The sequence below is a fragment of the Bacillus sp. P4_D3 genome, assembly GCF_056401855.1.
The window spans coordinates 49783-71612 of the sequence record NZ_JBFUIN010000004.1; the positions used below are offsets into that span (position 1 = coordinate 49783).

Here is a 21830-nt window from a genome sequence, read left to right on the forward strand (position 1 = left end):
TAATTGTTACAAGAAGAAAGGGTTATAAAGAATAAATCTGCCCTTTTTTAAAACTGTAACACATCCTTTTTTGGGAAAATCTCTTCCCATCCGCATTTTTCTCACACAATTTGACAGTAGTATTCCAATCTTGTAGCTCTTGCAGAGTGAAAAGGTTGTACGGAAGGTAAGGCTGTCCATAAGAACTCTAATTGGTGAAGGCAAACTTGAGAGAGCCGAAAGAAAATCACCACAAAAAACTATGGTTTTCTATCCGATTTAACACATCGGAATTTATGATATTCACAAGAAATGAAACATAAGAAGGGGGATTTGATGAGGAAACTGACGAAAACATTTATTGTCTCATTAACATTATGTATTACATTTACACTTTGGGGGATTATTCCCGAATCTATTATTGGAAAAGGTAGCTTAGGAAATGTAACGACTGCAATTCAAGCTGCGTTAGTTAGTAAGTTTGGATGGTTCTATATTATTTCCGTTTCTATTTTCTTAGGAATTGCTATTTTCTTAATTGTTTCTAAGTACGGTTCGATTCGTTTAGGTAAAGATGATGATGAACCTGATTATAGTTATATGACATGGTTTGCTATGTTATTTAGTGCCGGTATGGGAATCGGTTTGGTTTTCTGGGGCGTTGCAGAACCATTGAATCATTTATACACACCTCCGTTTGGAGAGGGTGCGACTGAAGAGAGTGCACGTCTTGCACTTCGTTTCTCATTTTTCCATTGGGGATTACATCCGTGGGGATTATATGCACTTGTAGCATTATGTATTGCGTATTTTACATTTAGAAAAGGAAGAGCAAGTACAATTAGTGCGACAGTGGGTCCACTATTTAAAGGCGGTGAACATGGCCGTATTGCACATATGTTTGATGTTCTAGCTGTATTTGCGACAGTATTTGGTGTGGCAACATCATTAGGACTTGGGGCGAAGCAAATTGCGGGTGGTGTTAGTTATTTAACATCCATTCCAAACTCATTACCGACACAGCTAGTAATCATTGGAATTGTAACTGTTCTTTATATGCTATCTGCGCAAACGGGACTCGATAAAGGAATTAAATATTTAAGTAATGCGAATATTATTTTAGCGTTTGCACTTATGATAATTGTATTATTTGCAGGTCCAACAAACTTTATTATGAATTATTTCACTTCAACAATCGGATCATACATTCAAGAATTACCAAGTATGAGTTTCCGTTTAAGTCCATTAAATGAAGGCGGAAATCAATGGATTCAGTCATGGACAATTTTCTACTGGGCATGGTGGATTGCATGGTCACCATTCGTAGGTACGTTTATTGCTCGTGTGTCACGCGGGCGTACAATTCGTGAATTTGTTATTGGTGTGTTACTCGTACCAACAGTAATTGGTGCGCTTTGGTTCTCTGTTTTCGGAGGAACAGGTATTCATATGGAATTGTTCGACGGGGCGAATATATATGGTCAAATTAAAGAAATGGGCACAGAAGTAGGATTGTTTGCTATGTTAGACCAGATGGGTAGTATGGGCCCGGCTTTATGTGTGTTAGCTATTTTACTTATTTCAACATTCTTTATTACATCGGCAGACTCTGCTACGTTTGTTCTAGCGATGTTAACGACACATGGTAGCTTAAACCCACCAAATCGCATCAAAATGGTTTGGGGTATTGTTCTAGCGGCGATAGCTTCGACCTTATTGTATGTCGGTGGATTAGAGGCGCTGCAAACTGCGTCGATTATTGCGGCATTCCCATTTGTATTTGTTATTTTCTTTATGATTGCAGCACTATTTAAAGAGTTGCAAAAAGAAGGGCGTATGAAATAAAATTAATAATAGAAGAAAAAAATTCTGTATATATAAATAGTATTAGGACTGTCGAATGTCGGCAGTCCTTTTTCACTGTTCTATCCTATTGTAGGAAAAGCATTACTTTGTTGCGGAATACTATAGATATCGGTAATTTAAAAAGAAAAATCGATATGGTTCGACAATATCCGATATTTTACACATTATATTCATATTTGTGACAAAAATATGTCGGAAATGTGTTGTCACTTTTATGTATATGTGCTATATTATTTCCTGTAAGCGATTTCAAATAGTTTTAAATCGCATTCAAGGGGGACAACTAGAATAATGAAACGTTACGAAAGAAAGTGGAAGCATATTTGCTTGAAACGTGTGGCACATCGAAATGCCCAAGAAAGCACGGAACCGAAGACTGAAACTCGTAAAGAGCATCAAGAGAAGCAATTGGTTCTACAAAAATAGCAATCACTTTTTCGTATATAAATGAAGGTCGATCGTTCGTTGGGGGATGGACGTGAAATAACTTTCTGCTAAGGGGTATTGTCTGATATATAGTATTACGGTAAAAAATAAGCACAGAGCATACGGCGCTCTGTGCTTATTTTTTAATGAAATCTATTTTTCTTTTTTAAATCGTACTGTTTTATCCCAACCAATTACTTGTTTCTTGCTCTTTGCACGTAAGTAAAGAATGAGACTGCGAATAAACAAATACGTAAAGAGCTGTGCGTACGTAAAGTACATAATGACGCTTATGAAAATATTGGTCGGTGTAAAGGTTCGTTCGACGCTCTGGGCACTAAATAATTGAGAAACATATGTAATATATGCGACATACCACATAAATAGTAATGGAATGCTATATTGAATTTGGAATATGCCGAGCAGTCCAATTACAAACCAAACGTTTGAAATGATTAGGAATAGCCAAAATACGACATACACTAAAACTTGTTGTAAGGAATGGACGAGAAGTTTTCCTTTAAAGAAGCTTAACGAAGAAAACATTTTTTCTAAAATGTATAAGTTTCCTTGAAGCCAACGTGTACGCTGTTTAATAAGAATGTTTAAATGCTCAGGTTCTTGTTCCCATGTAATCGATTCCGGGACGATTGGTAAGAGATAGCCCTTTTGGGTAATTCTTAATGTTAATTCGGCATCCTCTGCGATTGCATAAGGGTCATAGCCGCCAAGTTCTTCTAATGCGGAACGACGAAGAAGCATATTTGTTCCGGTTAGTGAACCTGTTTGGAATAATAGCCAGCGTCCAGATTGCATAAGGAGCTGGAAAATCTGAAATTCTAATGAAATCATTCGTGTAAGCCAATTTCTTTTTTCATTTACTGTACGAACGTGTCCAACTGCTCCAACGGCATCCTTTGTTGTTTCAGCATGTTCTACGAGCATTCGCAGTGCATGTGGTTCAGGTTGATTATCTGCATCGTAAACACAGAAATATTCACCATCCGAAATGCTAAGGCCGTAGTTTAATACACGCGATTTTCCTTTCGGTTCGCCAGGTGGTACACGAATGTGATGAATATGAGCATAAGCTCTGTCGAAATCATCGCCAATTTCAGGTGTTTCATCTTGAGAGTTATCGTTTAATAAATAAACGTTTAGTTTGCCTGGGTATTCAATCTTTGCCATCGCTTCCAATGTATCTTTAATAACAACCCCTTCATTATGGGCAGGTATTAAAATATCTACACTTGGATAATGTTCTAGCGTACGATCTTTTCGTTTACTATTTCGATGAATTAAGCCCGCAATTGTTAAGAAAGAGTAATACACGAGTAAAGTAGAGAATAGAAAGGCGGTAAAAATCAATACATATTTAATTGAAAATGTGATGCTGATCCAGAAAACAAGTACGCAGAACAGAATAAATAAAAGGAGTATAACGAGTGTCATCATAGTGGGGTATGTCCTTTTGTATTGATTTGTTCTCGTTTTATTTTAATATCTTGAATTGCTTCAGCAGCAAGCCATTGCTTCATTTTTGGATGTAGACGGTTCATTACAATGTCAGCACCGGCTTTATTTGTGTTTTGTAATAAAATGACTAATGTGTTGCTGTCATATTCAGCAGCAAGGTCAAAGTCAGTTCTGACTGTATCAACTAATAATGAAGCTACACGATCCATGACGCTTTCCTTCGTATATTTACTAAAGGAAGTGAAATCGAAGAAAATGATAATGCCTGTTTCATTCCGACGATTCATCGCAGTTGTTAATAATGCTTGTCGTCTTTCGAATTCTTGTCTTGTTAATAATTTTGATTCTCCAATGTATTGCTCAAGCACTCTCACTCGTTCAGTTAACTCTTTATTTTTAAGGATAACCTTTTTTAATAGATGGGTTGAAATATAAACAATGAAGAAGTTAGCTGCCATCAGGAAGTGGGTAATAATATATTCCCATTGATCTGATGTACTCCATAAGTGAAGCCATGCTTCATAAAATAAATAGAATACTGAAATAATGGTTCCCAGTATGAAGAAAATAAATGCTGTTTTATCAGCTAAAAATAGGAATAGTACATTTATGATGACATATATAATTGTAAAAATGAGCGCGTGCTCATATTTCGTCACATGTACAGTAGTAAAATAAAATAAAATTTGTAAAATCCACATAGAGAGGACTTTATAGGACTTATCTTTCACGAAACGTTCCTCCTTAAAGATAATTCGTGCTGGATATTTGTAGTATGCACAATTATTAAGAAATGGACCATGTAGCTGGAAGTCCTTTTTTAGCGAGCGACATCAAGTAGTATCCCTCTTGTACAAGAAAAAATAAACAGACATACTAATTATTGTAACATATTGTCTATACATCTAGACATAAAGGATTTAATATATATAAAAATTATGTTTATACTATATAAAAAAGCCTCCTTTTTAAAAAGGAGGCTTTCATGAATTTATAGGAACATCATACCTGCAACTGCTGCGTTTAAGAAGTTCGCTAGTGTACCAGCGATAACTGCTTTAATCCCTAATTGTGCAATTTGTTTACGGCGAGTAGGAGCTAATGTTCCTGTTACACCTAATTGAATTGCGATAGAAGAGAAGTTTGCAAAACCACAGATTGCGAATGTTAAAATCATATTTGTTTTTGCAGAGAACTCTGCCATGTGTGGTCCTAAGTTTGCATATGCAACGAATTCGTTGATTGCAAGTTTTTGACCGATGAAACTTGCTGCTTGCACGGCTTCACCTGGTGAAACCCCGATTAAGATTGCAAATGGTGATAGTAAGTAACCGAAGATTAAATCAAGGCTAAGTTTAATATCGAACCAAGAACCAACCAATCCTAATAGGCCATTTAATAAAGCGATTAATGCGATGAAAGCCATTAACATTGCTGCTACGTTAATAACAAGTTGCATACCTTCAGATGCACCGCGTGCAGCTGCGTCAATAACGTTCGCATCTTCACGTTCTGTAGAAAGTTCAACGTTATTATCTACTTTTTCTGTTTCTGGCATAATTAATTTTGCAATTAATAAACTTGATGGAGCTGCCATAATTGCTGCTGCTAATAAATGCTCTAACGGAATGCCCATCGCTGCATAGCCGACAAGAACCGATCCGGCAACAGCTGTCATACCACTTACCATAATAGTGAAGAACTCACTGTTAGTTAAACGTGCTAAGTAAGGTTTAATTAAAATTGGTGCTTCTGTTTGTCCTAAAAATACAGTCGTTACTGCATTTAAGCTTTCTGCCTTAGAAGTTCCAAGAAGTTTACTTAATGCACCACCAATGAAACTAACTAATTTCTGCATAATACCTAAGTAATATAAGATTGCAACTAATGAACTAATAAATACAATTGGAAGTAGTGCTTGAATAACGAAGATAAATCCCCAAGGTCCTTTTGCGTTGACTAAATCCCCAGCAACGAACTTAATTCCCTCGTAAGAAAAATTGATTAATCCTTGAACACCGTCAGCAGCAATTTTTAAGCCTGCTTTTCCAGCATCCCATCGTAATACAATAAATGAAAATGTCATTTGTAATGCTAGCGCGATTAAAATTGTGCGCCAATTAATAGCTTTGCGGTTGGAAGATAATAAGAAAGCGATTGCTAATACTCCAATCACGCCGCCAATTCCCCATAAAATATTCATGCAGTGTATGCTCCTTCCTCATAGTAAAAAAGTGTATAAACCAGTTGTCTATACTTTTGCGAATATAACATCTTAAGTAACTTATCATAATGGACATCGGAGGTCAAACGTCTAACGAAAAGTTTAAATAAAAAGAAAATTCTTTGAAAAAACACATATGAAATGAATTGACATGAAATAGGTTATGTTTTTTGTGGAAATATATTCATTATGATAACGTTTTGGACAATTTTTATGGAATATAGTGTACGAAATAGGAAAATGGATACATTATTTTTTCATGGATAGAGAGTAAAAGGAGGGGGATATAGGGAACACATAATAAAAAGAGCCCTCTAGTAAACTAGAAGGCTCTGAAACTATAACTTAAGGTGCTTTCGTATACCCTAAGAAATGGCTTTTCCAATAAGAATTGTTTAATGAAGCGATTGCTACACCTTTATCTCCAGATTGGATAAATGATCCGCCCCCAAGGTAGATACCCATGTGAGAAGGACCTGCTTTATAAGTGTCTTTGAAATAAATTAAGTCTCCAGGTTGTGGACTTGAAGTTTGTGGTAAGCTGCTCCAATATCCAGCAACACTTTGACGGCTAATGTTATGACCAAATTTCTTAAATACGTGGTAGATGTAACCACTGCAGTCAACACCGTTAGCAGAAGTACCGCCCCAAACGTATGGTACGCCTTGCATAGATTTCGCGTATGCAAGTAGAGAAGAACTGTCACCGCTATTATTAGTGTTATTGTTATTATTTTGATTGTTATTTTGATTGTCGTTAGGCTTATTATCTACTGCGCCACCAACTGGTGTTTTAGATAGGAAACGTGTTCCGATGTAACCAGTTTGACCGTTGTAGTTAATTTTGCTCCATCCAGAGTTTTCAGAGATTACTTGAACCTTCTGTCCTTGTGGAAGTGCGCCTATGATTCTATAATTTGTACCTTCGCCGCTACGTACATTTAGTGCAGAAGCATTAATGTAGTAGTCGCCAATTGTACCTTGATCAGGTTGTTTCGGTTGTTCAGGAGTAGCAGTGCCACCTTTAACGAATTTTACAAATTCGCTACTAACATAGCCTGTTTTTCCTTGGTAGTTTACTTTAAACCAGCCGTTTTCAGATCCAACTACGTTTAATGTTGTACCATTTAACACGCCGCCAATTACACTATGGTAAGCAGCAGGGCCTGTACGAACACGTAGAGATGTTGCGTTAACGACGTAAGTACCACCAGTTTGAACAGTTACATCCTTGTTTTGTTCTGGCTTATTATTTTGCTCTTGGTTGTTACCTTGAGTGACGTTTTCGTTAGAACCGCCTTTTGTTACGTAGTCTTTGCTTAAGTAAGCTGTTTGTCCTGCGTAATTGATTTTGAACCAATCTTGAACTTCGCCTACAACTTGTACTACTTGTCCTTGTTTAACAGAACCTACAGTTGGATGAGAAGTGCTAGGACCTGTACGAACGCGAAGGGAAGATACATTTACTGTATAGTTTCCGCTTGCTGGTTGAACAGTTGCTTCATTGTTACTATTGTTGTTATTGCTTGTAGAGCCAGTATTTGAAGAAGCGCCTGATACAAATTGGCTACTAACATAACCAGTTTGTCCGTTATGGTTGATTTTCACCCAACCATTTTCTTCTCCAATTACGTTTAAAGTTTGTCCTTTATATACACGTCCTGAAACAGAACTAGAAGTGTTAGGAGCTGTACGTACACGTAATACATCAGCAGTAACTTTATTGTTGCCACCTGTACTTAAATTGTTATTTGTTTTTGCACCATTTTTTGATACAAATTCGCCACTAACATAGCCTGTTTGTCCATTATGGTTAATTTTGAACCAACCATTTTCTTCTCCAATTACGTTTAATGATTGACCATTATAAACGCGAGAGATGACGTCGTGAGAAGTACTTGATCCTGCGCGAACATGTAGCACGCTAGCATTCACCGTATATGATGAATTGTTTGATGCGGAAGCTTGGACAGTTTGTGTAGCAGCTCTTTGTGTATTTTGTTCAGGGGCAGCTTGAACACTATCAAGTGTAGGTGCTGCTCCTCCTGCTACAGACACTGCCGCAAGACCGGCAAGGTATTTTTTCATAATTTGTCGATTCCTTTCTGTCTGTAATGTAGTGAAGAAATATTTACCAACTGTTAAAAATTCTAAAGAGCATGTCGATTACTGTCAAGACTTATGCGGGAATCTGAATATGACAAAAAGATTACAAGAAAAAATCAAGGCATAAATTCACACCTTGATTTCCATTTAAATACATATATTTGATGTGGAAAATGAGAAGATTATTCGTATTTAGGAAGATGTGCTGTTGGATTTTAAAAGACTTTGAGAAAATGACCTTTGTAGTAATTTGGTGATAGGGCCAACTTGACCATCTTGAATCGCAGTTCCATCGAGATGGGTCATCGGCAAAATTTCAATAGTCGTTCCCGTAAAGAAGCATTCATCGGCTTGATAAACATCGCGAACGCTGAAAAGCTCTTCTTGTACAGGAAGTTGAAGGGTGTTAGCTAAAGAAAGGATGTACTGACGAATAATTCCGTTTAAAATAAGATGATTAGCTGGATGTGTATATAGCGTTCCGTTTTTTATGAGAAAGAAGTTAGAATGGCTACCTTCCGTTACAATACCATTTCGTACGAGAAGTGCTTCTTTACACCCTTTGCGTTCAGCTTTCGTATAAGCTAATACATTTGGTAATAAATTTAGCGATTTAATATCACAGCGGAGCCAGCGTGTATCAGGTTCTGATATAGCACGTACACCGTATTCAATCCATAAAGATGGTCTTTCTTTTTTTGAAATATAAGCATAGATTGTCGGAGATGTGTCATATGAGAATGCATGTGCTCGAGCTTGTACACCACGAGATACTTGTAAGTAAATTGTTCCGTCTTCGTGGAAATTATTGTTTTCAATTAATTTGTAGAGTAAGGTGATGAGTTCGGCTTTTGAGAAAGAGAGTGATAATTCTATTTCTTCCATGGATCGATATAATCTTGTTAAATGTGGGTCTAATAAGTGAAAATTTCCGTTATAAAGGCGAATAACTTCATAGACTCCATCGCCAAATTGTAAACCTCTTTCTTCAAGTTCTATGTACGCGCGATGTTTCGTTGTATCAATAACTGCATCATTCCATAGTACAAATCTTTCGTATGCCAATTTTCGTCCCATCCTTTCGTTAGTACATGAATAAAAATCACTATAGTAATTTTTATGTAAGCAATTCTCTACATATGACGTATATGTATTTGTAAATCATAGAGAAGTAGTGGTGATTTATAGCATTTTGTATATACAAATTCGAAAATGAGAAATAAGAATCCTGCTTTTTGAAAAAAAAAAGCAACATTCGTATGGAATGTTGCACAAGGAGGGTAGCTATCTTTCATAGGGACATCGTCTTTAAAGGTTTCATTTATGCAAACAAAACACTTGGAAAGACAATTATAAGAAAGTTGAAAACAAATGATGCGCATATTTCTCTAAGGGATCTTATTAAAGATGAGAGATAAGAAATATGTGGAAACTCGTTTACATATTTTATTATAAAGATGTTTCGTTAATGTGGTGTAAATATTAGATGAAGGTTATGTAATTTTAAAGTTAATGTATAGAAGAATTTGTAGAGAGGAAAATAAAAAAAGAGGCTGAGATTACTCAGCGCTCTTCTTGTCTTCCTTAATAGCCGTTTTTACTTCACCAGTTTTGATCTTATTGCTTTCAGAGAAGCGAAGTAAGTCGCCTCCAATGATTTTGTCTGACATGTTTAGTTCATTTTGTGCACGATCAATCATTGGTTGAGCTTCTTCTTTTGGTAATTGTACAACTTCACCTGTGTTACGGTCGTAGAATGTACTGTTTGTGTACATGTACTTATCTGTAATGAAGCTACCGTCACGAAGAACAACGAATCCTTTATTATCTGGTGAGAATACGTCATGACCGAATTGAATGTCATTAGTAGAATCTACACCAAGTAGGTTTAGAATTGTTGGTTTAATGTCAATTTCACCAGTTGGTTTTGAAATTGTTTTACCTTCTGTTTGACCTGGAACGTGAATAAACATCGGTGTTTTTTGTAAGTTCATATGGTCAAACGTAGTAATTTCTTCTTTTCCTAAGAACTGTGCCATTGCACGGTTATGGTTTTCAGAAATACCATAATGGTCACCGTAGAATACGATAACAGAGTTGTCGTAAATACCTTCAGCTTTTAGACGCTCAATAAAGTGTTTCATTGCTTCGTCTAAGTAGCGAGCTGTTACCATATAGCGGTCAAATACACCATCACCAGAATTGTATTCGTCGATTAATTTCGTACTGTCATCATAAGTGAATGGGTAATGGTTTGTTAAAGAAAGGAAGCGAGTGTAGAACGGTTGCTTCACTTGTTTTAACATATCGACAGACTGATCGAAGTATTCGATATCTTTTAGTCCCCAGTTCAATTTTGTTTCTGGCGTAATCTTGTAGTCAAGCTCGTTGTAGTAACGATCATAACCAAGTGCCGGATACATAATATTACGGTTCCAGAATGTTGCGTTGTTTGCGTGGAATACTGCAGTGTAGTATCCTTGCTGACGTAAAATTTCTGGAGTTGCTGTATATTCGTTGTTACCATTTGTGAAGAATACAGCACCGCGGTCTAGTGGATATAGTGAAGTATCTACTAAGAATTCAGCATCAGACGTTTTACCTTGCCCAGTTTGATGGAAGAAGTTATCGAAGTAATAACTTTCTTTCGCAAATTGGTTTAGGAATGGTGTAACTTCTTGTCCGTTAACTTGCGCACCAATTAAGAATGTTTGTAATGATTCAAGAGAGACAACAATTACGTTTTTCCCTTTTGCAGTACCAAACATATTTGGATCTGGTTTACTTTGTGTTGTTTTCACATAGTTTTCTGCTTCTTGCAATTTACTACTATCAGCAAACGCTTTTTGTGAACTTGATTTTGCTTGTAAGCCAAGATCGTATGCTTGGTGTACATATAATCCTAGGTTTTTAACAAGCATAACGCGGTCGAATGAACGTGTTAATAGTTCTGGACGCTCAGCTTCTGCAAATCCTAGGTTTACGCAGAAAATAGCAACCGTTGACACGAAGTATAGGGAACGCATCGGGCGTGCTACACGTTCTGTCGGTGCAAACACTTTCTTCTTCTTCAATAGAACGAAGAATACGATAATATCCGCAAATGCAAGGATGATTTTGTAGTTAAATAATTCTTTCACACTAGAACCTAAACTTCCGAAATTAGACGTTTGTCCTAGTACTGGTAAAGTAACGAAGTCATTGTAGAATCCGTAGAACATTACGTTACCAACAAGAATGAACGTTAAGATAAAGTTAATTCCTAGTGCTATATAGTTCCGTTTTTTCCCTTTTGCAAATAATGCAAGACCCACAAACAGTAATGATGCTGCTAATGGACTAATGAATAAAATGAATTCTTGCATGAACGATTCAAGTTTTAAATCGAAGCTAGTGCGTGTAATGATGTAGGTTTTTAGCCATACGGCCAAAGCTACGAATAAAGTGAAACGCACATTTTGAAATTGCGATTTCATGGTTTCTTTCATTCATTTCCACCCTTTCTCTATCAGGCTTGGTCGATTTTGGAGCGAAAAATGTTAAAATAAAAAATACATAGTTTTCTTGGTCATAATTAGAGTTTCTATATTCACCCATATACGACTTTAACTATGCATACCCTTTTTGGTTTCTTGTGCTGCTCATAAGCATAACGTCATTTCTGTATTATACAACAAAATTCATTTCTGAGAAACACTATAACATTTTACATTTTTTGTATGTGATTTGTCACTACCAGAGAAAACTTTAACATTCGTTTATCTGCTCGTCAACTAGAAAATATAACAAAAATAGAAAAGAATGTTAAGCGGAATTGAAAGTTTTTTGGTTGAGAGATATGGAATAGAAATCTTTAAGTGGTTGTCTAGAAAACTATTATATGAAGGAAAATACGAAAAAATTAACGAACACTTGTTCTTTTTGGTTTTGTTTGTTACAATGAAATTTCATTGATAGATTATGTGTAATTTTGATGAACTTTTACTGATAACATAACATATTGTAGCTTATTTCTTTTGAAAAATAGGRAGGCTTTTGAATGAAACAAAAATTTTCAGTTGAAGCGTTTTGGAAGAAAATAAAACATGTTGCGAAGCAGGCAGGGCAGTCGGTAATCTATGCGAGTTTATTGTTGTTTTACGTTTTGCAAAGACCGGATGTTCCAAAACGAGTGAAAATTATTGTAATCGGAGCACTTGCTTATTTCATTGCACCGATTGATGCAATCCCAGATTTCGTTGCTGGAATTGGTTATACGGATGATTTAGGTGCGTTAATGGCCGCACTATTACAAGCATCGATATACGTAAATGAAGAAGTGAAAGATAAGGCACGAGTGAAGTTGGCAGAATGGTTTGGTTCGGATATAGACACATCATTTATCGATCAAAAATTAGATCAATAGGTGAGACCTGTCGGATGACAGGGCGAACGTAAGCGAGGAAGTGCATTATGCCATCAGGAAGAACGCATACGAAAATAAACTTAATATCCCTTCCGGTTGTTTTGTTTATGCTCTTTTCGTATGGATTAACAAATTTTGATTTTTTATTAACTTTTGCAATTGGCTTTTTAGTAGGTACTTCATTTTTAACACCGGATTTAGATACGTACAGTAATGCGTATAATAAATGGGGATTCCTGCGCATTTTTTGGTATCCATATAGGAGCGTAATGCCCCATCGTTCCTTCTTCACACATACGATTATAATTGGTGATATTATTCGTATTGCATATATGTTGATCGTGTTTTCTCCGTTTTTATTCCTATTAAATATAATAGCGTTCGACGGAAATTTAATAGAAATTACGAAGGAATACGAGGTTGAAATTGTAACGTTTGTAATGGGAATTGTTGTGGCGAGTACGCTCCACATTATAGCGGATAAAGCAAATACGCGCCGAAAGAAAATGATGAGAAAAAAGAAGAAACGCAGAAGATAAAAAAACCGTCCCAAAAGGTATTTTGGGACGGTTTTTTTCTTATTAATAGGTAGGTTACTCTTGTCGAATCGCCGATAAAATTTCATTTACGATTATGCGACAGTTTCTTTTTAATCCAACGTTTGTTTAAAACTAAGCTTTCAGTACCTTAATCCCTTTCACGATATTCCAAATGAAGTAGTATAAGCTAATGATTCCGCAAATGCATAAGACGATGATTGCTCCAATTCCAAGTGTTACGTCTGGTTGATCAGATCCGATGCCCATAATTCCTAAAATAACTAATCCAATAAATGAAGCAATGCTTGGAATAATATGTGTCCATAGAGCACGTTTTGCATGTGGTTTCGTTTCAGAATCACCCACAATCCACACGATAATAGGGAATAAGATAGGCGCAAATAATACACTAAAGTATGATAAAGCTGCTAATATTTTGTTTCCGTTCATATATATCACCTCATAAGTAATGTCCGTTGTTATACCTTTAGTATGCAGTAAATTTGGTAAGCTTCCTATCGATTAACATTACAAGAACGTGACGTTTTTGTAAGATTTTCTGTTTAAATAATAAAATTTTCAAAAAAATCTTTTTAAATGAAAATTGGTGTGATAAAATTAATGAAAACGTTTTCGTAGGCGTTTATATTTTTTTAGACTTAAAGGTATGATGACCTGATAGTCTATTGATAAGGTTATATCTATTTAAAAGGGGATTCTTTAGGGGGAGAGAACAATGAACACATGGACACAAGTTTACGATCCGTTCGGTAACATTTGGATTTCGGCAGCAGTCGCACTTATTCCAATCATCTTTTTTTTCTTAGCTTTAGCAGTTTTCCGCATGAAGGGGTATGTGGCAGGATTTATTACAGTTGTATTAACGATTTTGGTGGCTTTATTTGCGTATAAAATGCCATTCACAATGGCAATGGCAGCGACCGGATACGGTTTCTTATACGGATTATGGCCAATTGCTTGGATTATCATTATGTCAGTATTTTTATATAAAATTTCTGTGAAAACAGGTCAATTTGATGTCATTCGTGCATCTGTATTATCCATTACGAATGACCATCGTTTACTCGTTATTTTAATCGGATTTTCATTTGGAGCATTTTTGGAAGGGGCAGCAGGATTTGGTGCACCAGTAGCGATTACGGCAGCGCTTCTTGCAGGTCTTGGGCTAAATCCTTTATATGCAGCAGGTCTTTGTTTAATCGCAAATACTGCACCAGTAGCGTTCGGAGCGATGGGGATTCCGATTACAGTTGCTGGACAAGTAACAGGCATTGATCCACATAAAATTGGACAAATGGCTGGGCATCAATTACCGTTCTTATCTTTATTTGTTCCGTTCTTTATCGTATTTTTAATGGATGGTTTTAAAGGAGTAAGACAAACGTGGCCTGCTTTATTTGTAGCCGGTAGTTCATTTGCAATTACACAGTTTATTACAGCGACGTTTTTAGGGCCAGAACTTCCTGATATTACGTCAGCGCTTGTAAGTTTAGTAAGTTTATCGCTATTCTTAAAAGTTTGGCAGCCGAAAGAAATTTATCAGTCTAAAGAAGCAAATAGTGAAGTAGCAGCAACGACGACATCTATGCCGAAACTAACAGTAGGAAAAGTAGTAAAAGCATGGTCTCCGTTCATTATTTTAACTGTGATGGTAGTCATTTGGAGCCAAAGTTTCTTTAAAGCATTATTCGCTCCAGGTGGTGCTTTAGAAAGTCTCGTATTTAAATTTGAAGTTCCAGGCTTGCACAATTTAGTAATGAAAGCAGAGCCAATTGTAAATAAACCAACACCTTATGAAGCAATCTTGAAATTAGATGTTTTATCAGCGACTGGAACAGCAATTTTAATTGCTTGTATCATTTCTATCTTTATTTTGAAAATGAGTGCAAAAGATGCAGTAGCCACATTTAAAGAAACGTTAAACGAACTAAAAATGCCAATTCTATCTATTGGATTCGTATTAGGATTCGCATTTATCGCAAACTATTCTGGTTTATCTTCTACATTAGCGTTAGCACTTGCAGGAACTGGCGGACTATTCCCGTTCTTCTCACCATTCTTAGGCTGGATTGGGGTATTCTTAACAGGATCAGATACGTCAGCGAACGCACTGTTTTCGAATTTACAAGCAATTACAGCGCAGCAAGTCGGTGTATCTGAAGTGCTTCTCGTTGCAGCAAATACAACGGGCGGTGTAACAGGTAAAATGATTTCTCCGCAATCAATTGCGATTGCTTGTGCGGCAGTTGGACTTGCTGGGAAAGAGTCAGATTTGTTCCGCTTTACATTGAAGCATAGTTTATTCTTCGTTACTATTATTGGGATTATGACGTATGTGCAGGCTTATTATTTAACTTGGATGATCCCGTAAACAAAAAAGAAATAACCTTTGCATTTTTCAGATTATAGGGTATGATGGGAAAGTATTGAAAATTAAATCAGTGATAAACTAGGGGTGCCTAACGTATGCGTAGGCTGAGAGAGAAGCGTGTGAACTTCTTAACCCTTTGGACCTGATCTGGCTCGTACCAGCGTAGGGAAGTTAACGGCTTTACATAATTATGTCTTTATGAGCCAGGTCCTTATTTTTTTATGGACCTGGCTCTTTTTATTTTGGCATACGCTGGCCATATCTCGTCCTTGTCACGAACAGGGGGGCAATAAAGGTTATGAAACAGTCTGTTTCTGCAGAGCAAATTGAATTGAAATCGAGTTTACCAGGAAGTAAGAAAGTGTATGTGGATGGGCCACGCGCGGGTATGAAAGTGCCGATGCGCGAGATTGAACAAAGCGATACGAACGGTGTTCAAAATCCGCCAATCCGTGTGTATGATACGAGTGGACCTTATACAGATCCAGAGTATAAAGTGGAGCTGGAAAAAGGGATTCCAACGCCGCGCCACTCTTGGACCCTGGAGCGTGGTGATGTAGAAGGATACGAAGGGCGCAAAGTGAAACCAGAGGATGACGGTGTGAAAGTGGCTTCAAAACATACACCTGTTTTCCCGCAAATGGATCGTAAGCCGCTTAGAGCGAAGCAAGGTGCAAATGTTTCGCAAATGCATTATGCGCGTAATGGCATTATTACGTCTGAGATGGAATATGTTGCGATTCGTGAAGGGGTAGAGCCTGAATTTGTTCGTAAGGAGATTGCAGAAGGTCGTGCGATTTTGCCGGCGAACATTAACCATCCTGAAGCGGAACCGATGATAATTGGACGTAATTTCCACGTAAAGGTAAATGCAAATATCGGAAACTCTGCTGTATCGTCTTCTATTGCAGAAGAAGTAGAGAAGATGACGTGGGCGACTCGCTGGGGTGCAGATACGATTATGGATTTATCTACAGGTAAAAATATTCATACAACGCGTGAGTGGATTATTCGTAATGCTCCGGTACCAGTTGGAACTGTGCCAATTTATCAAGCGCTTGAAAAAGTAAACGGAATTGCAGAGGATTTAACGTGGGAAGTATACCGTGATACGTTAATTGAGCAGGCGGAGCAAGGCGTTGATTACTTCACGATTCACGCTGGTGTATTACTTCGTTACATTCCAATTACTGCAAAGCGTATGACAGGTATTGTTTCGCGAGGTGGTTCGATTATGGCGCAGTGGTGTTTATTCCATCATAAAGAAAACTTCCTATATACTCATTTTGAAGAGATTTGTGAAATTATGAAGCAGTACGATGTTTCGTTCTCTCTTGGGGATGGATTACGTCCAGGTTCTATTGCAGATGCAAATGACGAAGCACAGTTTTCTGAGCTTGAAACACTTGGTGAATTAACAAAAATCGCTTGGAAACATGATGTGCAAGTTATGATTGAAGGACCTGGGCATGTACCGATGCATTTAATTAAAGAAAATATGGAGAAAGAACTTGATATTTGTCAGGGCGCGCCGTTCTATACACTTGGGCCCTTAACGACAGATATTGCACCAGGTTATGACCATATTACATCAGCGATTGGTGCTGCGATGATTGGCTGGTTTGGAACGGCGATGCTTTGTTATGTAACACCGAAAGAACATTTAGGTTTACCAAATAAAGATGATGTTCGCGAAGGGGTTATTACGTACAAAATCGCTGCGCATGCAGCTGATCTTGCGAAAGGGCATAAAACGGCTCATCAGCGTGATGATGCACTTTCGAAAGCACGATTTGAATTCCGTTGGCGCGATCAATTTAATTTATCTTTAGATCCTGAACGTGCGATGGAGTATCATGATGAAACGTTGCCAGCAGAAGGGGCGAAAACAGCTCATTTCTGTTCAATGTGTGGCCCGAAGTTTTGTAGTATGAGAATTTCGCATGATATTCGTGAATATGCGAAAGAAAATGATTTAGAAACGACAGAAGCAATTGAAAAAGGAATGAAAGAGAAAGCGGTAGAATTCAAAGAAATTGGTAGTCACTTATATCAATAATACGTTACACCTCTTTACTTGATTGATCACACTGTACCTAACTTAAATATAGAAGAAGCCCCCTTTGCTAAGACGGTAGCAAAGGGGGCTTCTGTTGTCTATCCCGCTATTTGTCGGGCAGTAAAACTCCCACCTCAAAATTCGGCTGGAGCAAAGAAGTTAGGTGGGAGATAAACTGCCCGTAAACGCCCGATTGGTGAGGGCTAATAATCAGTGGGGGATGAACAAACCCCCCCACTGATTAAAGTTTCACTTTATAAGGAGAAGAATAAGTGTACCCAGTAGTATAAGAGGAATAATGTGACGACTGTTGTGAGTGGGATTACGATGAGAGATACGCTTAAATAATCTTTCCATTTCACTTTAATTTTGTTTTGTCTTAGTATATACATCCAAATGAGGGAAGCTAGCGTACCGATTGGTAATAATAGTGAACCGATGTCACTACCAATGATATTTGCGAGATAGATAGTTTTTAATGTGACTGGATCTAGGCCCATTTCCGTTAACGTAAAGGTACCAATCATAAGTGCAGGGTGGTTATTGAAGACGTTAGAGAGGAGGGAAACGAGTCCGCCCATTGCAAAGCTGGCATAGAGTAGATGCTGACTTACAACTGGTTCGAGCCAACTTACAAGTGCCGCTGTTAATCCTGCGTTATGAAGCCCGTAAATAATTACATACATAGAGAAAGCGAAAATTAAAATGTGCCACGGTGTCTTTTTCAAAATATCGACTGGGTTTGTTCGTAAGTAGTACCATCTCCAGATGAGAAGAACGAGTGAACCGAGTACAGCAACAATTTCGATTGGAATCGATAAGAAGGATGCAACGAATAGAAGACAGCGCATAAGGAAGACGAAGCCTAATACTTTTAACATGAATTTTGTACGTTTTTGTTTTGTATCAACAGAATTTTTTCCTTTTAATGGATGGAAGTTTTTCGTGAAAAAAATCTCTTCAATATCATATGAAGAAACAGGTAATCTTTCTGGAAGTTTTTTCTTTAAAACTGTATACATGAGCCATGACATAAACAGTAGTCCTAGTGTTGCAGGTACAAACATCATAGCTGTATGCATATAAAGAGTCATATTAACAATATTTAATGCGATTAAGTTTACGATATTACTTACACCGATTGGTGCACTAGATGCAGTGGCGATTAAAGCACCGCTTAATAAATGAGGGATTTGTTGATGAGGTTTTAATTGAAGGTTTTTCAGAAGTAAAATCAAAATCGGTGTTGTAATTAAAATACTACCGTCGTTATTGAATAAAAGAGTCATAAGAAAACATAATAATTGAATATACCAGTATAAACGGCGACCGGAGCCCTTTGCTAAATTTGCAAGTTTTGCTGCGGACCAGTGGAAGAAGCCGAAGCTTTCTAATATAACCGCCATAACGATGGTCGCTAGTATCGTTATAGAGGCACCGCCGATTTTACTTATAATGTCCATGACGTCTGGTTTTGATACAAGTCCAGTAATGAGGATAATGCCAGCGCCGACTGCTGCCGGCCATGCCTCATTTAAGCCACGGGGTCGCCAAAAGACAACAATCATTGTTAAGAAGAATACAATAATAGTAATCCATATTTCAATGCTCATATTTAACCTACCTTTCTATTTTCCCTTGAACAAATGTAGCTTGTCTCAAGTTTATATAGCATTATATTCAAAAGAAAATAAGAAGAACTAGGCATCTACCTGAATCTAGTGAATATGTGTATTTTGAGCAATAAGGCAAGTATAAGTAGTAGTGTAATAACTAGTAGGAGAGGAGTCTAATAAATTAGGGGCATTCTATGTGTGAATGCCCCTCATTTATCCCGCTATTTGTGGGCAGTAAGACTCCCACCTCAAAATTCGGCTGGAGCAAAGAAGTTAGGTGGGAGATCAACTGCCCGTAAACGCCCGATTGGTGAAGGCTAATAATCAGTGGGGGAATGAATCCCCCCACTGATTAAAGTTTCACTTTATTATTTTTCTTTCAAAAAAGTTCGATCCTTCAAGAATAAATTCCAGAAGAAAATGAATCCGGGTAGTAAAATTGCAATCCCGATTGCGTAAAGAATAAGAAGTGCATAGAATGTTTCGACCGTCGTAAAGCTTGTAAATACAGTTACGTCCGGATAAATGATATACGGTAAATGGGCGACGCCGTAAGCGTAGCTTGCAAATGCATATTGAGCGACGACAGCTAAAACTGCAATGCGAGGAAAGCCTAGTGTGCCATACTTCTTATTTGTCCACCAAAGGGAGGAATATCCGATAACAAATAAAATGATAGAGACTGTAAACCATGGGAATTGCTTTATTAGTCCTTGCATAAGCCAGTGTGTTTCAGGGTCCATTACAACGAGAGCGATAATAGCAGTCACGAGCGTTGCAGGACCAAGTATGATGGCATTTCTCCTATAAATTCGGTACGTATCTTCAGAACCTTGTTCCCTAGCAAAATCAGCAAGAAAGAGAGAGGATAGAAATAGTTCCGAAGTTAGTCCAAAGAGCATATAACAATAAATAACGGGACTAGAAAGAAGTTTTCCGTAAAGGAGCACTTCTTTTCCTTCAGACATCGTAATATAAGCACCTTCTGTAACGGGCAGCACGGTAATTAATAGAGCTGGGATTAAGAGCCCCGTAATACCTGAAATAATACGAAGAAGGTGTTGGTACTTTGGTAGGGAGTAAGCGAATACCATAAATGTACTGCGAATCGCAACGAGTACTAAAATTAACATAACTGGTACAAACATAACCGTTGCCAGGGTAAAGGCTGCTTTTGGAAAGAAACCGAGAAAAGCGACAACGACAAAGACAAGAAACGTATTTGTTACTTCCCAAGTTGGTGATAAGTACCGATTAGCAAGCTTGGCAGCAAGCGTCGGGTGTTTAGCGTATACCATGCCCCAAAAACCAGCTCCAAAATCAATAGACCCTAGTATGCTATATACGAAAATAAGAGCCCATAAGATGATGATTGCAATGCTTTCCTCATGCACGAGAATCGCCTCCTTCGTGATGTAAATCATTCTTTAACGGATGTTTCTTAAAGAATGTCCGTAGTACAAAGACTGTTAAAATACCGAGTCCAATATATAAAATGATGAATAAAACAAATAAAGGACCGACGAAATCAGCGCGTGTAGAAGCATCTACCGTGCGTTGCATGCCATAAATTGTCCATGGCTGACGACCACTACAACTAAAGATCCATCCGAATTCAATACCGAGCAACATAACGGGTCCACATGCGGCAGCTCCCCAAAGAAGCCACTTCGGTAACTCTACTCCTTTTTTTCGGTAAACAAAGTGCCAATATAAGAGGGCAATAGCTGCAACTGCAAAGGTAAAGGCAGCAGTGCCGACCATTAAGTTGAACAGTGTATGTGTGTAAAATGGTGGCCACGTTTCTTGTGGAAATTCCTTTAGACCTTTTACAACGGTGCTAGGGTCTAGTCCCACTAATAAGCTAAGCATGTTCGGAATTTCAAGGGCATAGTTTAGTTCAAGTGTGTTAGGATCCACAACCCCGCCAAGCGATAACGGAGCGTGGGATGTCGTTTCAAACAAAGCTTCAGCAGATGCTAGTTTTTCAGGTGAATGTTTATGTAAGGCAATAGCAGATTCGTGTCCTGAAAGCCACATCGTAGCACCAGTGATAAATGTAACGACAAGCCCTAACAGTAATCCTTTTTTATGGTAAGCAATTTCACGCGCACTTAAATTTTTCTTTAATAATTTAAATCCAGCGATAGAAGCGATAACAGCTGCTCCAGTTGTATAGGCTGTAATAACGACATGGAATGCACTTGTGCCAAAGCTTGGATTAAAGAAAGCTTTCCACGGATCAACGTTAAAAACTGAGCCATCTGGCCCCATTGAAAAGCCCGCAGGTGTGTTCATCCATGTATTTGCTGATGTAATAAGCACGGCGGATGCAGTGGCACCAATCATAACGAAAAATAGCGAGATTAATCTCATAACTGGAGGTAGTTTATCAGCTGCATATACATAAATAGACATGAATAAAGCCTCTAAAAAGAAGGCGAAAATCTCAATTTGAAACGGAACGGAAATAACTTGACCAACAATTTTGGCGAAACCAGGCCAAAGAAGCGAAATTTGTACACCAACAATTGTTCCAGTTGGAATTGCTACACCGAGAAGGATAGCAAAAGCCTTTGTCCATCTTTTTGCCATAATGGCATAGTCGGAATCTTTCTTCCAGTGATAGAGTATTTCACTTATAAAAATCATTAAAGAAAGCCCGACTCCAAGCGTTGCAAAGATAATGTGGAATGCTAATGAAGAACCAAAAAATGCCCTTGCTAATGTTACGGTATCCAT

16 protein-coding genes and 1 riboswitch are annotated in these 21830 nt (G+C 37.6%); of the genes, 6 read left to right on the plus strand and 10 right to left on the minus strand.

Annotation, left to right across the window (positions count from 1 at the left end; all coding sequences use genetic code 11):
- The first annotated feature begins 315 nt into the window (after nucleotides 1-315).
- Nucleotides 316-1824, plus strand: a complete 1509-nt coding sequence (gene opuD / locus AC1DTM_RS01580; RefSeq protein ID WP_477000005.1) for a glycine betaine transporter OpuD — start codon at nucleotides 316-318, stop codon at nucleotides 1822-1824.
- 312 nt (nucleotides 1825-2136) lie between these two features.
- Entirely contained in the window at nucleotides 2137-2271 is a 135-nt protein-coding gene (locus AC1DTM_RS01585) for a hypothetical protein (protein ID WP_002068447.1), read from the plus strand.
- A 153-nt stretch (nucleotides 2272-2424) separates the two neighbouring features.
- Here the strand turns inward: AC1DTM_RS01585 and AC1DTM_RS01590 are convergent, their stop codons facing one another.
- From AC1DTM_RS01590 to AC1DTM_RS01615, 6 genes are all read right to left on the minus strand, one after another.
- A complete protein-coding gene (locus AC1DTM_RS01590) occupies nucleotides 2425-3726 on the minus strand; it encodes a glycosyltransferase family 2 protein (RefSeq protein ID WP_477000006.1) in 1302 nt (433 codons plus the stop codon).
- Nucleotides 3723-4478 (minus strand): diguanylate cyclase domain-containing protein, encoded by a 756-nt coding sequence (locus AC1DTM_RS01595; protein ID WP_088099690.1) that lies wholly within the window; start codon nucleotides 4476-4478, stop codon nucleotides 3723-3725. The genes AC1DTM_RS01590 and AC1DTM_RS01595 overlap by 4 nt, the downstream gene beginning before the upstream one ends.
- A 260-nt stretch (nucleotides 4479-4738) precedes the next feature.
- Nucleotides 4739-5950, minus strand: a complete 1212-nt coding sequence (locus AC1DTM_RS01600) for a NupC/NupG family nucleoside CNT transporter (RefSeq protein WP_070170689.1) — start codon at nucleotides 5948-5950, stop codon at nucleotides 4739-4741.
- A gap of 366 nt (nucleotides 5951-6316) precedes the next feature.
- Nucleotides 6317-8059, minus strand: coding sequence for a C40 family peptidase (locus AC1DTM_RS01605; RefSeq protein ID WP_477000007.1), 1743 nt, complete (start codon nucleotides 8057-8059; stop codon nucleotides 6317-6319).
- 210 nt (nucleotides 8060-8269) lie between these two features.
- The gene (locus tag AC1DTM_RS01610) at nucleotides 8270-9154 is read right to left on the minus strand and encodes a D-amino-acid transaminase (RefSeq protein ID WP_477000008.1); all 885 of its coding nucleotides are present in this window, start codon (nucleotides 9152-9154) and stop codon (nucleotides 8270-8272) included.
- 482 nt (nucleotides 9155-9636) lie between these two features.
- Nucleotides 9637-11565, minus strand: a complete 1929-nt coding sequence (locus AC1DTM_RS01615) for an LTA synthase family protein (protein WP_016106651.1) — start codon at nucleotides 11563-11565, stop codon at nucleotides 9637-9639.
- 551 nt (nucleotides 11566-12116) lie between these two features.
- Here AC1DTM_RS01615 and AC1DTM_RS01620 point away from each other — a divergent pair.
- Together AC1DTM_RS01620 and AC1DTM_RS01625 are read left to right on the plus strand one after the other, a co-directional pair.
- Nucleotides 12117-12482, plus strand: a complete 366-nt coding sequence (locus AC1DTM_RS01620; protein ID WP_002159842.1) for a YkvA family protein — start codon at nucleotides 12117-12119, stop codon at nucleotides 12480-12482.
- 47 nt (nucleotides 12483-12529) lie between these two features.
- Nucleotides 12530-13021 carry a metal-binding protein gene (locus AC1DTM_RS01625; RefSeq protein WP_016106650.1) on the plus strand — a complete coding sequence of 164 codons (492 nt, stop codon included), beginning with the start codon at nucleotides 12530-12532 and terminating at the stop codon, nucleotides 13019-13021.
- Nucleotides 13022-13153: 132 nt separating this feature from the next.
- On the opposite strand, the gene AC1DTM_RS01630 is transcribed toward AC1DTM_RS01625, so the two are convergent.
- Nucleotides 13154-13471, minus strand: coding sequence for a magnetosome magnetite crystal formation protein family (locus AC1DTM_RS01630; protein ID WP_002159844.1), 318 nt, complete (start codon nucleotides 13469-13471; stop codon nucleotides 13154-13156).
- A gap of 286 nt (nucleotides 13472-13757) precedes the next feature.
- Between AC1DTM_RS01630 and lldP the strand changes: the two genes are divergently transcribed.
- Both lldP and thiC read left to right on the plus strand, forming a co-directional pair.
- Nucleotides 13758-15413 carry an L-lactate permease gene (gene lldP, locus AC1DTM_RS01635; RefSeq protein WP_016106648.1) on the plus strand — a complete coding sequence of 552 codons (1656 nt, stop codon included), beginning with the start codon at nucleotides 13758-13760 and terminating at the stop codon, nucleotides 15411-15413.
- A 70-nt stretch (nucleotides 15414-15483) separates the two neighbouring features.
- Nucleotides 15484-15599: riboswitch (TPP riboswitch) on the plus strand.
- 112 nt (nucleotides 15600-15711) lie between these two features.
- Entirely contained in the window at nucleotides 15712-17472 is a 1761-nt protein-coding gene (gene thiC / locus AC1DTM_RS01640; protein ID WP_477000009.1) for a phosphomethylpyrimidine synthase ThiC, read from the plus strand.
- Between the two features lie 254 nt (nucleotides 17473-17726).
- On the opposite strand, the gene AC1DTM_RS01645 is transcribed toward thiC, so the two are convergent.
- The 3 genes from AC1DTM_RS01645 to cydA form a co-directional block, all read right to left on the minus strand.
- The gene (locus AC1DTM_RS01645) at nucleotides 17727-19085 is read right to left on the minus strand and encodes an arsenic transporter (protein WP_256416167.1); all 1359 of its coding nucleotides are present in this window, start codon (nucleotides 19083-19085) and stop codon (nucleotides 17727-17729) included.
- A 371-nt stretch (nucleotides 19086-19456) separates the two neighbouring features.
- Complete coding sequence (locus AC1DTM_RS01650) at nucleotides 19457-20482, minus strand: cytochrome d ubiquinol oxidase subunit II (RefSeq protein WP_002089640.1); 1026 nt, start codon at nucleotides 20480-20482, stop codon at nucleotides 19457-19459.
- On the minus strand, nucleotides 20475-21830 hold the full coding sequence (gene cydA / locus AC1DTM_RS01655; RefSeq protein ID WP_002144830.1) for a cytochrome ubiquinol oxidase subunit I: 1356 nt from the start codon (nucleotides 21828-21830) through the stop codon (nucleotides 20475-20477). The genes AC1DTM_RS01650 and cydA overlap by 8 nt, the downstream gene beginning before the upstream one ends.

Excerpts from the sequence above, each read along its gene's own strand:
- opuD (WP_477000005.1), top strand. The coding sequence starts at position 316 with ATGAGGAAACTGACGAAAACATTTATTGTCTCATTAACATTATGTATT.
- AC1DTM_RS01585 (WP_002068447.1), top strand. The coding sequence starts at position 2,137 with ATGAAACGTTACGAAAGAAAGTGGAAGCATATTTGCTTGAAACGTGTG.
- AC1DTM_RS01590 (WP_477000006.1), bottom strand. The coding sequence starts at position 3,726 with ATGATGACACTCGTTATACTCCTTTTATTTATTCTGTTCTGCGTACTT.
- AC1DTM_RS01600 (WP_070170689.1), bottom strand. The coding sequence starts at position 5,950 with ATGAATATTTTATGGGGAATTGGCGGCGTGATTGGAGTATTAGCAATC.
- AC1DTM_RS01605 (WP_477000007.1), bottom strand. The coding sequence starts at position 8,059 with ATGAAAAAATACCTTGCCGGTCTTGCGGCAGTGTCTGTAGCAGGAGGA.
- AC1DTM_RS01610 (WP_477000008.1), bottom strand. The coding sequence starts at position 9,154 with ATGGGACGAAAATTGGCATACGAAAGATTTGTACTATGGAATGATGCA.
- AC1DTM_RS01615 (WP_016106651.1), bottom strand. The coding sequence starts at position 11,565 with ATGAAAGAAACCATGAAATCGCAATTTCAAAATGTGCGTTTCACTTTA.
- AC1DTM_RS01620 (WP_002159842.1), top strand. The coding sequence starts at position 12,117 with ATGAAACAAAAATTTTCAGTTGAAGCGTTTTGGAAGAAAATAAAACAT.
- AC1DTM_RS01625 (WP_016106650.1), top strand. The coding sequence starts at position 12,530 with ATGCCATCAGGAAGAACGCATACGAAAATAAACTTAATATCCCTTCCG.
- AC1DTM_RS01630 (WP_002159844.1), bottom strand. The coding sequence starts at position 13,471 with ATGAACGGAAACAAAATATTAGCAGCTTTATCATACTTTAGTGTATTA.
- lldP (WP_016106648.1), top strand. The coding sequence starts at position 13,758 with ATGAACACATGGACACAAGTTTACGATCCGTTCGGTAACATTTGGATT.
- thiC (WP_477000009.1), top strand. The coding sequence starts at position 15,712 with ATGAAACAGTCTGTTTCTGCAGAGCAAATTGAATTGAAATCGAGTTTA.
- AC1DTM_RS01645 (WP_256416167.1), bottom strand. The coding sequence starts at position 19,085 with ATGAGCATTGAAATATGGATTACTATTATTGTATTCTTCTTAACAATG.
- cydA (WP_002144830.1), bottom strand. The coding sequence starts at position 21,830 with ATGGATACCGTAACATTAGCAAGGGCATTTTTTGGTTCTTCATTAGCA.